This is a genomic window from Polynucleobacter sp. 35-46-11, assembly GCF_002281105.1.
On the sequence record NZ_NCFJ01000002.1, the window covers coordinates 1 to 13458 of the forward strand.

The 13458-nt window shown below is 48.1% G+C and carries 11 protein-coding genes; 4 read left to right on the plus strand and 7 right to left on the minus strand.

Annotated elements, in window-relative coordinates; translation table 11 throughout:
• Positions 1 to 202: 202 nt before the first annotated feature.
• Both rluB and scpB read right to left on the minus strand, forming a co-directional pair.
• Positions 203 to 1954 carry a 23S rRNA pseudouridine(2605) synthase RluB gene (gene rluB, locus B7Y67_RS00530; RefSeq protein WP_293596811.1) on the minus strand — a complete coding sequence of 584 codons (1752 nt, stop codon included), beginning with the start codon at positions 1952 to 1954 and terminating at the stop codon, positions 203 to 205.
• A gap of 6 nt (positions 1955 to 1960) precedes the next feature.
• Positions 1961 to 2683 (minus strand): SMC-Scp complex subunit ScpB, encoded by a 723-nt coding sequence (gene scpB, locus B7Y67_RS00535; protein ID WP_293596812.1) that lies wholly within the window; start codon positions 2681 to 2683, stop codon positions 1961 to 1963.
• A gap of 324 nt (positions 2684 to 3007) precedes the next feature.
• Between scpB and B7Y67_RS00540 the strand changes: the two genes are divergently transcribed.
• Positions 3008 to 3796 (plus strand): patatin-like phospholipase family protein, encoded by a 789-nt coding sequence (locus tag B7Y67_RS00540; RefSeq protein ID WP_293596849.1) that lies wholly within the window; start codon positions 3008 to 3010, stop codon positions 3794 to 3796.
• 57 nt (positions 3797 to 3853) lie between these two features.
• Complete coding sequence (locus tag B7Y67_RS00545; protein WP_293596813.1) at positions 3854 to 4813, plus strand: hypothetical protein; 960 nt, start codon at positions 3854 to 3856, stop codon at positions 4811 to 4813.
• Between the two features lie 8 nt (positions 4814 to 4821).
• On the opposite strand, the gene B7Y67_RS00550 is transcribed toward B7Y67_RS00545, so the two are convergent.
• The 5 genes from B7Y67_RS00550 to B7Y67_RS00570 all read right to left on the minus strand — a co-directional run bounded on the left by B7Y67_RS00550 (position 4822) and on the right by B7Y67_RS00570 (position 11261).
• Entirely contained in the window at positions 4822 to 5505 is a 684-nt protein-coding gene (locus B7Y67_RS00550) for a C40 family peptidase (protein WP_293596814.1), read from the minus strand.
• Positions 5506 to 5642: 137 nt separating this feature from the next.
• Positions 5643 to 7295, minus strand: coding sequence for an ABC transporter ATP-binding protein (locus tag B7Y67_RS00555; protein WP_293596815.1), 1653 nt, complete (start codon positions 7293 to 7295; stop codon positions 5643 to 5645).
• Positions 7292 to 8317, minus strand: coding sequence for an ABC transporter permease (locus tag B7Y67_RS00560; protein ID WP_293596816.1), 1026 nt, complete (start codon positions 8315 to 8317; stop codon positions 7292 to 7294). Before B7Y67_RS00560 ends, B7Y67_RS00555 begins: the two co-directional genes overlap by 4 nt.
• Positions 8314 to 9378, minus strand: coding sequence for a microcin C ABC transporter permease YejB (locus B7Y67_RS00565; protein ID WP_293596850.1), 1065 nt, complete (start codon positions 9376 to 9378; stop codon positions 8314 to 8316). Before B7Y67_RS00565 ends, B7Y67_RS00560 begins: the two co-directional genes overlap by 4 nt.
• 11 nt (positions 9379 to 9389) lie before the next feature.
• A complete protein-coding gene (locus tag B7Y67_RS00570; RefSeq protein ID WP_293596817.1) occupies positions 9390 to 11261 on the minus strand; it encodes an extracellular solute-binding protein in 1872 nt (623 codons plus the stop codon).
• 50 nt (positions 11262 to 11311) lie between these two features.
• On the opposite strand from B7Y67_RS00570, the gene fabI reads away from it, so the two are divergent.
• Together fabI and chrA are read left to right on the plus strand one after the other, a co-directional pair.
• Positions 11312 to 12097, plus strand: coding sequence for an enoyl-ACP reductase FabI (fabI, locus tag B7Y67_RS00575; RefSeq protein WP_293596818.1), 786 nt, complete (start codon positions 11312 to 11314; stop codon positions 12095 to 12097).
• Positions 12094 to 13419 carry a chromate efflux transporter gene (chrA, locus tag B7Y67_RS00580; protein ID WP_293596819.1) on the plus strand — a complete coding sequence of 442 codons (1326 nt, stop codon included), beginning with the start codon at positions 12094 to 12096 and terminating at the stop codon, positions 13417 to 13419. The genes fabI and chrA overlap by 4 nt, the downstream gene beginning before the upstream one ends.
• Positions 13420 to 13458 lie beyond the last annotated feature (39 nt).

Sequence of the window (13458 nt, forward strand, 5' to 3'; positions counted from 1 at the left end):
TCTGCAGAAATAATCCGCTGATCTTTCACGAATACCCTTCAATCCAAAACGGCAAAAAAAAATGGGCTTCAAAGCCCATATTCTCGAAATTCAGAACAGGCCGACTTACGTTGATCGCAACATCAGTCGGTAACAACTCAAAACAGCAGCGAACTGCTGTAAGACCAAAATTATAGCCGATTTAGAGGAAAACCGATAGAAATCAGAAGCTTTCGCCTGGATTGCGGGGTTTTCTAGGGCCTTTATTAAAGGGTTTGCGCCCTTTTGGCGCTCCTCGCTTAGGACCATTTCCCGGACTTTGAGGGCTTGCCGTTACAAAAGCAGACTGTCCATGGTGAACTTTCTTGCCTTTATTGCGGTTTTGACCTTGTCCCGCGCCTTGACCGCTCTGACCACCTGCGCCTGGACGACCACCTTGAGTACGACCCCGGAAAGGGCCACGACCTTCGCCTGAACCACCACCGCCAGGTTTACCACCCCTGCTTTGATGGGTTAAGGCACCGTGGCCACTGGCCTGGGTTAAGGCATCCCGTGAACCCCAATAAGAAACTGAGGTTTGCATTGGATCGGGCTGAAAGTCCTCACTAGCAGGCGAACGGTGATCGCGACCTTGGGCATTCGGATTGCGGCCTTTGTCCTGCGGCTGAGGCATTTTTAAGCCTGCAAACTTCATCAAGTTATAGATACCGCCAGCTTCAATCTCCTCCCATTTGCCTCGTCTCAAGCGTGGAGGCAGCAAGAAGATGCCATAACGTGTACGAATCAAACGAGAAACCGTATGACCAACCGCTTCAAACATACGGCGAACTTCGCGGTTACGACCTTCAGTTAAAGCAACGTGATACCAACGGTTCGCACCTTCTCCACCACCCATTGAAAGACGTAAGAATTTAGCTTCGCCGTCATCTAAGGTAATGCCGCTCTTTAATTGAGTCATATTTTCTTGACTCAGATCACCCAAAATACGGACAGCGTACTCGCGCTCAACGCCATAACGGGGATGCATTAAGCGATTAGCTAACTCACCAGAGGTGGTGAATAACAAAAGACCTTCAGTATTAAAGTCTAAGCGACCTACTGCAATCCAACGTCCTTGACGTGGCTTTGGCAAACGATCAAATACGGTTGGACGACCTTCTGGATCCGACTGACTCACGATTTCACCAGAAGGCTTGTGATACATGATCACGCGCGGCGGCTTGGTCTGAATTTTGCGATGTACCGGCTTACCGTTAATGCGCACTTGATCCGTTGGCCCGATACGTTGGCCGATATGGGCTGGTAGTCCATTCACGGATACGCGCCCTTGAATAATCAAGTCTTCCATATCGCGACGCGATCCCATGCCGACATCAGCTAATACCTTGTGCAACTTGACTGTGTCTTCGTCATCAGCCTCGTCGTCCAAACCATCTAAGTCCGACCAAACCTCATCACGTAAGCTCAGTGGCAAATCATCGATGTTTGCAAATTGCAAACTACTCATCTCATCATCGCTAGGCGTATCGGCATCATCATCATGACGCACACGTTGTGCACGACGCTCAGCACCAGTCTGATGAGAAATCTCATTCTCATTTAGGCCATCAGGATTTTTAACCTCAACCATTTCAGGCGCATCTAATGCTGCGTCAAATTCTCCGGAAACAACTGATGCAAACAAAGCTTCGCTCTCTGCTGGATTGGGTGCAAGCTTGGCAGATGAATGATTGCCACCTTCACGCGCACCACTAGACTCAACCCCCTCGCGACGAGGCCGATCTTTATTGAATGGGCGCTTTTTATTAAAGGGGTGCTTGCTAGCGCCTGCGCCCTGACGACGCGGACGACGCTGACCGCCCTCGCGCCCCTCACCCTTCGCACCCTCTGCATGATTAGATGCAGATTCAGAAGCAGGAGAGTTATCCGATGTAGGCTTAATCGGAGATGAATCGTTTTCGTTATGACTTGTCATTAATAATTATTTTGTTTCGTCTGATTGGTCTTCAGGCTCTGGAGTAACTTCTTCTACTTCTTCACTTGTCTGTTCGATATTTTCTTGGGCAATCGATTCTTCGCTTGTCGGCTGAACGATCGGCTGACCGTTTTCGTCCAACTCAATCACGGTTTCAACCGTAGCACTCGGATCAAACTCCATTACCGCCTGACCTAAGTGCTCAGCTGCAGCCATCGGCGCAGCATCTTCTAGCATTGGCAAGCTTTGTAAATTGGTAAGACTTAAATCATCTAAGAATTGCTTGGTAGTGGCATATAAACCTGGGCGACCAATAGTCTCTTTATGACCAATCACTTCAACCCAACCGCGATCCTCTAACTGCTTCATTACATTGCTACTGACCGCAACACCACGAATCTCTTCAATCTCGCCACGAGTAACGGGTTGACGGTAAGCAATAATTGCCAGGGTTTCCATCACCGCACGAGAATACTTTGGAGGCTTCTCCGGAGTTAAGCGATCGAGATATTCACGCATCGATAAGCGACTCTGAAAACGCCAGCCAGTCGCAATATGCACCAACTCCATGCCTTTATCTTCCCAGGCTTTTTGAAGCTCTACGAGAGCATCTTCAATTTCGCCAGAGGCCATGTCTTCAGCAAATAAACGCGTCAGATCAGCAACTGTCAATGGTTCTTGCGCGCACAAGAGAGCTGTTTCAATTACGCGTTTATTGTGATCATCCATAAAATTCGGGCTATCAGGCAATTACCTGATGAGCTATAAAAATGTATTTCAATAATGGGTTGGTGGTGTTCTGGTGGCGCTATTTAGCTACTACGGACAATTCATCCCCAAAAATCCCTAAGGAGCTGCCCGCGCTGAAACGAAGTCTTTTTCGCTCACCGTTCGCCCATTATAAGGGAGGCTCAATACAATAGCCACATGCAAGTAAATACAGCCCTATCCCCACTCTTATCAACCGATATGGATACTAGACGCCGTTTTCTGGGTCTAGGCCTTGGCTTAGGCGCCCTGATTGGGGGCTCAAGCCTGGCAGGGTGCAGCTTAATGAGCGGCCGTAAGCCTGTAGTTGGCTTAGCACTGGGTGCGGGAGCAGCCCGAGGCTTTGCGCACATAGGCGTCATTAAGGCCTTAGAGGCTCAGGGCATTCGGCCCGATATCGTGGTCGGCAGCAGCGCAGGTAGTGTTATTGCTGCGCTACTTGCCTCGGGGGCGACCGGCAATGACTTAAATCGGCTCGCCTTAAATCTGGATGAAGCTACGATTGCTGACTGGGGGCTCCCTTTTGCCGGAAGATTTGGTGGCCTCATTAAAGGGGATGCCCTTCAGAACATGGTCAATCGTGAAGTGCAAAATAAATCGATCGAGCAAATGCGCATTCCTCTGGGTATTGTGGCGACCGAGCTGCAGTCGGGCAAAGGCATTTTGTTTCGCTCTGGCAATACAGGTCTGGCAGTGCGTGCCTCATGTAGCGTTCCAGGCGTATTCCAGCCTGCAGTGATTAGCGGCAAAGAATATGTTGATGGCGGCTTGGTTGCCCCTGTCCCAGTCAGTTACGCCCGGCAGATGGGCGCAACACTGGTGATTGCGGTCAACATCTCTTCAGAGCCCGTTCATCAAGATGCCAGCGGAACCTTTGGTGTCATGCAACAAACCATATCTATCATGCAGCGAAGTATTAATCAGTATGAACTGAAGAGTGCTGACATCGTGATTACACCCCACCTCAAGCAAATGAGTAGTAGCGAATTTAAATCCAGAAATGCGGCAATTCTCGCTGGCGAAGTCGCAGCCCAAGAGCAAATGTCCGCCCTGAAAGAAAAACTTCGAGGCTAGCCCTAGAGCTAGCTTCCCAAGAAGTAGGCATTGATTTAGGATTCGGTGCAATTGTTTATGAAATCTAACGCCAATCTCCTTAAATTTTTCATTGCACTATCAATCGCAGTTCAAGTGCATTATGCCCAGGCTCAGGCGGGAGGTCAATTTACGGCTGGAGTTAACAATTACCTCAAAAAGCGCACCGATGCGTTCATGACGATCACAGGTTACTCGCTCACTCCAGATGTCACAACTGGATCTCTATCAATCACCGATAAGGGCGGAGAAAATCAAAATTTACAGATGATTTCCCTTGGTGGTGGCGACCGCATTAGCGCCAACTTCCCACTCTATCTTGAAGGAACGATTGCCTTTAATCGCTACGACCCAACCTTTACTGATGGCATAGGTAACTCGAGTGTCACCGTACCCGTCAAATGGACTGGCATCACTGGCACAGGCGGTATCGGCTGGGACTTCCCGCTAACTGACAACTTACGTATTCGTCCGATCGCCAACATCATGCTCGGTCATGTAGAGAGCGATCTCTCTATTGCAGGTCGCATCATAGAAAATAAAACAGGAGTGGACCTGCAGTTTTTAAATGGCGGCCGTATGAATGCTTATGGCACCGGTGGCTCATTAATGCTGGACTATGAGGATTACAAACCGGAGCGCGAATATGATGCCGAATTGCGTTACACCAATATCGCCATCAATACTTTTGATAGTTCGGCCGCAGTTCAAGGCTCCGCAGATTCACAAAGCTTGGGCTTGTGGGCTCGAGCTAGATACCCCACTCGACTCACGGTGCTGGAGAGACCTTTACGGGCTGTCTTTGAATTAGCTCACACAGAGTTTCTAGGCCAACTGCGTGGCGCCCTAGGATTTGACTCCCTCTCCTCTGTGGGTACGGGATTTGAAGTTGATAGAAGCGCATCCGACCCAATGTTTAGTCGAGTGAGATTGGTATTTCGCTATCAATTTGGACAGAACGTCCGAGGAACGTCTATTGGTCTAGCCGCAAGCTTCTAAAGAAAAAATTAGAGGTTACGAGATTTGCGCTTGAGCTTATTTACTTCATTTAACAACTCATGACGCTCGGCATCACCCAAGTTGTCGCTGCCATCTAAACGGCGCGCACCATCAAAACGCTTGTCCCAGTAGAGACTACCAAGATCATCGACACGTACGCTGGTACCCTTCGATGGGGAATGGATAAATTTATTGTCGCCAACATAAATGCCGACATGAGAGAAAGTTAAACGCATGGTGTTGAAGAACACCAAGTCGCCAGGTTGCAATTCTTCGCGAGTAATTGGTTTGCCAACACGACTCATCTGAGTGGATTTACGCGGCAGCAAGAAACCTAACTTGTCTTTGAAGACATATCCAACAAAACTACTGCCATCCAAACCGGATTGCGGCAACTCCGCATCCCAGCGATAACGCACACCAATGACTTCCATAGCGCGGTTAATCAACTCATCTGATTTGCCAGTAACGGAATCCGCTAAGCGATCAGACGCACGAACAAAGTAGGACTTGCCAGCTTGAAACATGCTTTGCTTGGGAACCTCTTTAGCCACTTCTGCAGATGTGTCTTTTGCGACTTCAGGAGTGGCATCCACCGCCAATGCTGGGCTCGCAACAAATATCAATGCAATCAGCGCGGCTATCGGCATTTGCTTAGACAGCGTTGGCAAGAGGTCTTTTTGAAGTGACATCATTTCATTCTAACAAAGAAGGGCTATTTCACCAAATGCTAGCCCTTGGGATAACTCTTTGTTTTTAATAGCAAATTTGACTTTATTGGATGTAAATGCACCAATTTAGCGCCCTGAATGGCTGTTTAAGTCGAATCTCAGGTCAGCTCGGCTGCTGCAAATAGTTCTTTGGTATAGATCTGGCGAGGGTGCTGGATCAGAGTCTCGGTATCGCCAAACTCCACCACCCTTCCTGCCTTGAGGACCATCACCTCATGTGACATCGCCCGAATGACTGCCAAATCATGGCTGATCATGAGGTAGGCCAAGTTGTATTTTTTCTGGAGCTCAGTCAGTAAAGCAAGCACTTGTTTTTGAATCGACACATCTAAGGCTGAAGTAGGCTCATCCAGCACCAAAATCAGCGGCTTCAGAATCAAAGCACGCGCGATCGCAATACGCTGCCTTTGCCCACCCGAAAATTCATGGGGATAGCGAGTAAGGGCAGAACGATCAATTCCGACTTCTCGCAAAATATCCAAGACACGGGACTCGCGCTCCGCGGCAGACAAATTTGGGAAGTGCACATCTAAACCCTCTGAAACAATTTGCATCACATTCATACGCGGAGAAAGTGAGCCAAAAGGGTCCTGAAAAATCACTTGCAAACTCGAGCGCATAGCGCGGCGCTCTGCGGGCTTAAGCTTTTGCCAATCCTGACCAAGCACATCCACTGCACCCGTGATCTGCGCAGCAGAATCACCTAACAAACCCAAGACCGCCATACCTAAAGTGGTCTTACCGGAGCCAGACTCACCAATCACGCCGATGGTCTGACCCTGCTTAAGCTCAAAGCCAACCTTACGCAGTACTTGATGACGTGGAGATTTTTTAAACCAAGCAACAGACTCCATGCCCGGGTAAGAAACCGATAGACCCTCTGCCTTCAGTAAGACTGGTGCCAAGGGCATTACTGGTGCTAAATCACGTACGGGCGCGCTGTTTACTAAAGCCTTGGTATAGGCATTCTCTGGATGCTCGAAGACCTGTTTTATAGGGCCCACCTCCATGAGATTGCCTTGGTTTAATACAGCAACACGTTGAGCAAAATGTTTTACCAAATTGAGATCGTGAGTGATCAACAAAATCGCCATGCCACCATGGTCCTTCGACTCTTCTTGCAACTCTTTCAGTAAATCCAAAATCTGCAAACGCAGACTAACGTCCAAGGCAGTCGTTGGCTCATCAGCAATCAACAATCTTGGCTTGCAGGCCAAGGCCATTGCAATCATGGCGCGTTGACGCTGCCCGCCTGATAACTGGTGCGGATAAGAGTGAAAGCGTTTATCTGACTGTGGAATACCAGTCTTCTTGAGCAAATCAATTGCCGCAGACATGCAATCCGCCTTAGAGATTAAGGGCTGATATATCTGCACTGCCTCAACAATTTGATTGCCGATAGTAAATAATGGATTGAGCGCAGTCATCGGCTCCTGAAACACCATCGCAATCTCACAACCACGGATCTCACGAATATCTTGTATTGGTAAATCCAGCAAATTGACTGGTTGATTGCTCACACTTGTACTCTTGCCGCTCCACAAAATTCGGCCCGATGTTTTGGCGCCCTCAGGCTCAAGACGGAGTGGTGCTAAAGCAGTAAGCGTCTTACCCGAGCCAGACTCTCCAACCAAAGCAACTCGCTCTCCTACTCCAATCTCGAGATCAAGATGATTAACGGCAAATTTTTCACGCCGACCCGAACCAAAAGAAATTGAGAAGTCTTCGTAACAAAGTAAAGGTGCACTCATGAACGACCTCCACTCATGGCGCCTGACTTACGAGAATCAAAAGCATCTCGCAAAGCCTCACCCATAAAGGTGAGCAAAAGTAAGGTGGCTACTAAAACTACAAAGGTCGATAGTGAAATCCACCAGGCATCCAAATTACTTTTACCTTGAGAGAGAAGCTCTCCAAGACTTGGTGTTCCTGGAGGCACACCAAGACCCAGGAAATCCAAACTCGTGAGTGACAAAATAGCCGCACTCATTCTAAAAGGGAGGAAAGTAATTACTGGCGTCAAGCTATTGGGCAGAATATGACGGCGCATGATTTGCAGGTTCGTTAAACCCAATGCTCGGGCTGCGCGAACATACTCCAAAGCACGATTGCGGAAAAACTCTGCACGCACATAGTCAGACAAGCCCATCCAACCAAATGCCGCTAACAAAATAATTAAGAGCCAAATGCTAGGATTAAAGATGGAGGCAAAGATGATGAGTAAATACAGCTCCGGCATTGCCGACCAAATCTCAATCAAGCGCTGAGAAATAAGGTCAAACTTACCGCCAAAGAAACCCATTAAAGATCCGGTGATGATGCCAACACTCACCCCAACAATGGTGAGCGCCAAACCAAACAGAATGGATAGTCGGAAGCCATAAATCAAACGTGACAAGACATCGCGCCCGCGATCATCTGTTCCTAGCCAGTTATCAAAAGATGGTGGAGCGGGGTTAGGCACCTTTGAAAAGTAGTTGAGCGTTTCATAGCTATAAGGGATTGGTGGATAAATTGCCCAATTACCATTGCTTGTAATGTTGCGACGAATATCTGGATCTAAAAAATCCGTTGGCGTTGCAAAGTCACCGCCAAACACTCGCTCAGGCTGTGACTTCACAATAGGGAAATAAAACTTGCCCTGATAGCGAACGACTAAAGGCTTGTCATTGGCAATTAGTTCCGCACACATAGAGAGTCCAAACAAGATCATGAAGATCCAGAGGCTGGCATAGCCCATACGACTATTTTTAAAACGATGCCAGCGACTCATGAGCCACCCCCCGCGCCAAACTGAATGCGTGGGTCAATGTAGACATAGCAAAGATCAGAAATCAGCTTAGTAAAGAGGCCAATCAAGGTGAAGAGATACAGCGTTCCAAAAACCACTGGGTAGTCACGGCGCATCACCGACTCGTAAGAAAGCAAGCCCAATCCATCCAAAGAAAAAAGGGTTTCAATCAACAGCGAACCAGTAAAGAAGGCACCAATGAATGCCGCTGGAAATCCTGTCACTAGAGGTAAGAGGGCATTGCGGAACACATGCTTCCAAAGGACTTGTTGTTCAGTGAGTCCTTTAGCTCTTGCAGTTAATACATATTGCTTACGAATTTCCTCCAAAAAAGAATTCTTCGTCAACATCGTGATGACTGCAAAACTACCCAAAACGGAAGCGGTAATTGGTAAAACTAAATGCCACAAATAATCCATTACCTTACCCATCATGCTCAGCTCACTCCAGTTGTCTGAAGTAAGACCACGTAGTGGAAAGATTTGCAAGAAACTACCACCGCCAAAGATGACCAGCAATAGAACGCCCAGAACAAATCCGGGGATGGCGTAGCCCACCAAAATCATCGTGCTGGTAATCGCATCAAAACGAGAACCATCTCTAACCGCCTTAGCAATCCCCAGGGGTATCGACACCAAGTACGTGAGAAAGAAGGTCCACAGACCAATGCTGATAGATACCGGTAATTTAGAAACCACCAACTGCCAAACACTTTGATGTTGATAGTAGCTCTCGCCTAAATCAAATTGTGCAAAGCGCTTAAGCATCATGAAGTAACGCTCTACAGGCGGCTTATCAAAACCATATAAAGCCTTAACCTCAGCTAAACGCTCAGCATCTACACCTTGACGACCACGATAGTTGCTGCCGCCACCAGAAGACTCTGCCCCGCTAACTGCAGCATCACCCTTGCCTTTGAGCTCGAGCATTAATTGCTCGACTGGACCACCCGGTACAAATTGCACCACAGCAAACGTAAGCGTTAAAACGCCTAATAAGGTGGGAATCATCAAGAGCATGCGCTTGAAAATATAAGACCACATTTGCCCTTGCATTAGCGCGCCCCCTCTTTCCACCAATTGAGCAGAATCCAAGACTCAGCGGTGTAATACAAAGGCGGTTCTGGATAGCGCATCTCTTTACGATACGCGATTCGGTGCGTCGGGTTGTACCACTGAGGAATCACGTAGTAGCTATTCCAAAGAACACGGTCTAAAGATCTGGTGGCTGCACGCAACTCTTCGCGAGTTTGAGCCTTCACAACTGCATCCACTAAGGCATCCACTACTGGCGACTGGACCCCAATGACATTGTCAGAACCTTTTTCTTTTGCAGCCTGACTACCAAAGCGATCCCACAATTCATTACCAGGACTTTGTGAGTCTGGGAAACGAATGGTGGTCATATCAAAATCGTACTCATCCATGCGCTTCTGATGCAAAGCGAAGTCGCTCGTCCGAATATCTACCTGAATACCCAACTTCTCCAGATTACGTACGTAGGAAGAAATGACTCTCAAGAAGAATGGACCGTCTTCGACCATTTCAAAACGGAAAGGCTCACCCTGCATATTGCGTAGTGCACCATCTCGGTATTGCCAACCAGCCTGAGCCAACAAATCACGCGCCTTGCGCAGGTTCTGCCGCAAGCTATCCGGCGGAACGGTTGAAGGTGCAGCGGGCATTGGGCCAAAGACAGCATCAGGCACCCACTTTGGATATTGCGCCTTCAGGGGTTTAAGTAACTTCAATTCTGCTTCAGTGGGTTTATGAGGGCCATCGAAATTCGCACTCAGGTCACTGTTCGTAAAGTAACTATTGATGCGACTGTATTGATCAAAGAATAGTTGGCGGTTTAACCACTCAAAGTCGAGCGCATAACCCAAGGCTTGTCGTACGCGTGGATCCTGAAAAATCGGGCGGCGTACATTCATCGCAAAACCTTGCATGCCTGCACCGTTGTGATTTAAGAAAGCTTTCTTTTCCAGAGTGCCATCATTAAATCTAGGGCCCACATAACTCTTGGCCCAATTTTTCGCACGGTATTCCACCAGTGCGTCGAACTCCCCTGCTTTGAAGGCCTCAAGACGAACAGCATCATCACTGTAGAGCTTGTAGTTCACGCGATCAAAGTTATAAAAGCCGACGCGAACATTGAGGGTCTTACCGCCTCGATCCGCCCAGTAATTTGGGTTGCGTTTAAAAATCATCGTCTTACCCGCTTTGTAAGACTCGATGACATAAGGGCCGCTTGCAATCGGCAATTCAAAGGTCAACTTGTCAAAGGGTGTGATCGTGCCATCGGGCTTCTTGCCCCAGTTGCTTGAGAACACCGGTAAGGTACCGACCATCACCGGTAACTCAGGATTGCGATTCTTAAATTCAAAACGGATAACGCGATCAGAAACGACTACCGCCTGCTTCACATCGGCGTATACCGTTTTAAATTGTGGATTAGCGAGCGAACTCATCAAGGTATCAAAGCTGTGTTTTACATCGCTTGCTAAGATCGCACTGCCATCTGAAAACTTTGCCTCTGGCCGAATCCGAAAAACAACCGACATCTTGTCAGCTGCCACTTGAATATCTTCTGCAATCAGGCCATAAGCACTGGATACCTCATCCGCACTACCCACCGCCAAAGACTCAAACATCAGTTGAGCTATACCAGGGGCAGCCACACCCCGCAGCGTGAATGGATTGAACTTATCAAAGCTAGTCCGGCGATCTGGGTTAGGCAAAGTCAGGGTGCCACCTCTGGGAGCATTGGGGTTCACATAGTCAAAATGACTAAATCCATCAGCGTATTTGGGTTTACCGTACTGAGCGATCCCCTGGGCGCCTTGGGCTGAACCGACCGCCACCCCAGCCAGAATGGCTAAGAGCAGCAAAGTGGGGATTTGGCGGATAGCGGGGAGCATAGGCATATATGCAACAATTGTAGATAGCAAATTACATTTGAAGCAAAGGACATAAAATGGGCTTTCTCGCTGGCAAAAAAATTCTGATTACCGGCCTTCTTTCCAACCGCTCTATTGCCTATGGCATTGCCAAGGCATGTCACCGCGAAGGAGCTGAACTGGCCTTTACCTACGTTGGTGAGCGCTTTAAAGACCGTATTGTCGATTTTGCAAAAGAATTCAATACCGAGCTGATTTTTGACTGCGACGTTGGTAGCGACGAGCAGATTTCAGCTCTCTTCAAGGATTTAGCAAAAACTTGGCCTCAGTTTGATGGCTTTGTTCACGCAATCGGCTTTGCCCCCCGCGAAGCCATTGCCGGTGACTTTTTAGATGGCCTATCTCGTGAAGGCTTCAAAATCGCCCACGATATTTCCGCTTACAGCTTCCCAGCAATGGCAAAAGAAGCTTTGCCAATGTTGCGTGACAAGTCTTCCTTGTTGACGCTGACTTACCTCGGTAGTTTGCGTAACGTTCCTAACTACAACACCATGGGTCTTGCCAAAGCATCTCTGGAAGCCTCTGTACGCTACATTGCCGGCTCAGTTGGGCCCAAAGGTATTCGTGCTAACGGCATTTCTGCTGGTCCGATTAAAACTTTGGCTGCTGCAGGCATTAAAGGGTTTGGCAAGATCCTGGATGCAGTTGAACAAACCGCCCCAATGCGTCGCAATGTGACTATTGATGATGTGGGCAATACCGCTGCCTTCTTATTGTCTGATTTGGCAAACGGCATCACCGCTGAAATTATTTATGTTGATAATGGATTTAGCCAAGTTGTTGGCGGAATGGAAGAAGTTTGAGTGTTCCATTTCGCGAGGCCTTGAAGTTTTGGGCCAAGCTTGGCTTTATTAGTTTTGGTGGGCCTGCAGGTCAGATCGCAGTCCTTCACCAAGAACTTGTTGAGAAGCGTCGTTGGATTTCTGAGCGGCGCTTTTTACATGCACTGAACTATTGCATGTTGTTACCGGGACCCGAGGCTCAGCAGTTGGTAACTTATATCGGCTGGCTCATGCATCGAACTTGGGGTGGCGTCTTAGCCGGCACCCTCTTTGTTCTACCCTCTCTTTTTATTTTGATCGGCTTATCCTGGGTCTATCTCACCTTTGGCCAAGTGCCCTGGATTGCCGCCATCTTTTTTGGCATCAAACCCGCCGTTACCGCCATCATTCTTCATGCTGCAGTTCGCATTGGTAAGCGCACGATTCACAATCAAGCATTGCGCTGGGTTGCGCTTGGGTCTTTCTTAGCTATCTTTATTCTCAATCTTGCCTTTCCAATCATTGTTGTTTGTGCTGCCTTGATTGGTATCTGGGGCGGTAGGCGCTATCCAGAATATTTTCAACAAACTGCTGCTCACAATAAAGTCAGTGGGACTCATTTCGCTGCAATCATTGATGATCACACGCCAACTCCAGAACATGCCAAGTTTTCCAAAAAGAGGTTCGCATTACATAGCTCGGTCGTTTCAGTACTCTGGCTCATTCCGTTTTTTGCTTTAGCTTTGTTTTTTGGCTGGAAAACACTTTACCCGCAAATCGCTTGGTTTTTCACTAAAGCAGCCTTTCTAACGTTTGGCGGTGCTTACGCAGTTCTGCCTTACGTATACCAAGGTGCTGTAGATCAATTCCATTGGCTCAGTGCTGGTCAAATGATGGATGGCTTAGCGCTTGGAGAAACAACCCCTGGACCACTCATCATGGTGGTGGCTTTTGTTGGCTACTTGGCTGGCCACATCCAACATTTAATCGGGTACAGCAATCCATTTTGGTTTGGCGTGCTTGGTGCCTGTGTTGCAACCTGGTTTACTTTTCTGCCTTCGTTTTTCCTGGTGCTGGTCGGCGGTCCACTGATTGAATCCACCCATGGCAAACTCGGCTTCACCGCACCTCTCACTGCAATCTCGGCTGCAGTGGTGGGCGTCATCGCAAACCTAGGCCTGTTCTTTGCTTACCACGTCTTTTTTCCGCATGGGCTTGGTGGCTCAATTTCTTGGATTTCGATTGTAATTACCCTACTTGCAGGCTTAGCACTTTTTAAATTTCAAAAAGGGGTAATCAGCGTTTTGACTGGTTCAGCTCTGGCTGGCTTGCTGAGTTATTTACTAACTACTTTATTAACCTAAGCTCACCGCTTTTGGAGCCGAAATTGGCATAATGTAAGT

Bases quoted from the DNA above. Each gene is read 5' to 3' on its own strand.
- rluB (WP_293596811.1), bottom strand. From the start codon at position 1,954: ATGACAAGTCATAACGAAAACGATTCATCTCCGATTAAGCCTACATCG.
- scpB (WP_293596812.1), bottom strand. From the start codon at position 2,683: ATGGATGATCACAATAAACGCGTAATTGAAACAGCTCTCTTGTGCGCG.
- B7Y67_RS00540 (WP_293596849.1), top strand. From the start codon at position 3,008: ATGAGCGGCCGTAAGCCTGTAGTTGGCTTAGCACTGGGTGCGGGAGCA.
- B7Y67_RS00545 (WP_293596813.1), top strand. From the start codon at position 3,854: ATGAAATCTAACGCCAATCTCCTTAAATTTTTCATTGCACTATCAATC.
- B7Y67_RS00550 (WP_293596814.1), bottom strand. From the start codon at position 5,505: ATGTCACTTCAAAAAGACCTCTTGCCAACGCTGTCTAAGCAAATGCCG.
- B7Y67_RS00555 (WP_293596815.1), bottom strand. From the start codon at position 7,295: ATGAGTGCACCTTTACTTTGTTACGAAGACTTCTCAATTTCTTTTGGT.
- B7Y67_RS00560 (WP_293596816.1), bottom strand. From the start codon at position 8,317: ATGAGTCGCTGGCATCGTTTTAAAAATAGTCGTATGGGCTATGCCAGC.
- B7Y67_RS00565 (WP_293596850.1), bottom strand. From the start codon at position 9,378: ATGTGGTCTTATATTTTCAAGCGCATGCTCTTGATGATTCCCACCTTA.
- B7Y67_RS00570 (WP_293596817.1), bottom strand. From the start codon at position 11,261: ATGCCTATGCTCCCCGCTATCCGCCAAATCCCCACTTTGCTGCTCTTA.
- fabI (WP_293596818.1), top strand. From the start codon at position 11,312: ATGGGCTTTCTCGCTGGCAAAAAAATTCTGATTACCGGCCTTCTTTCC.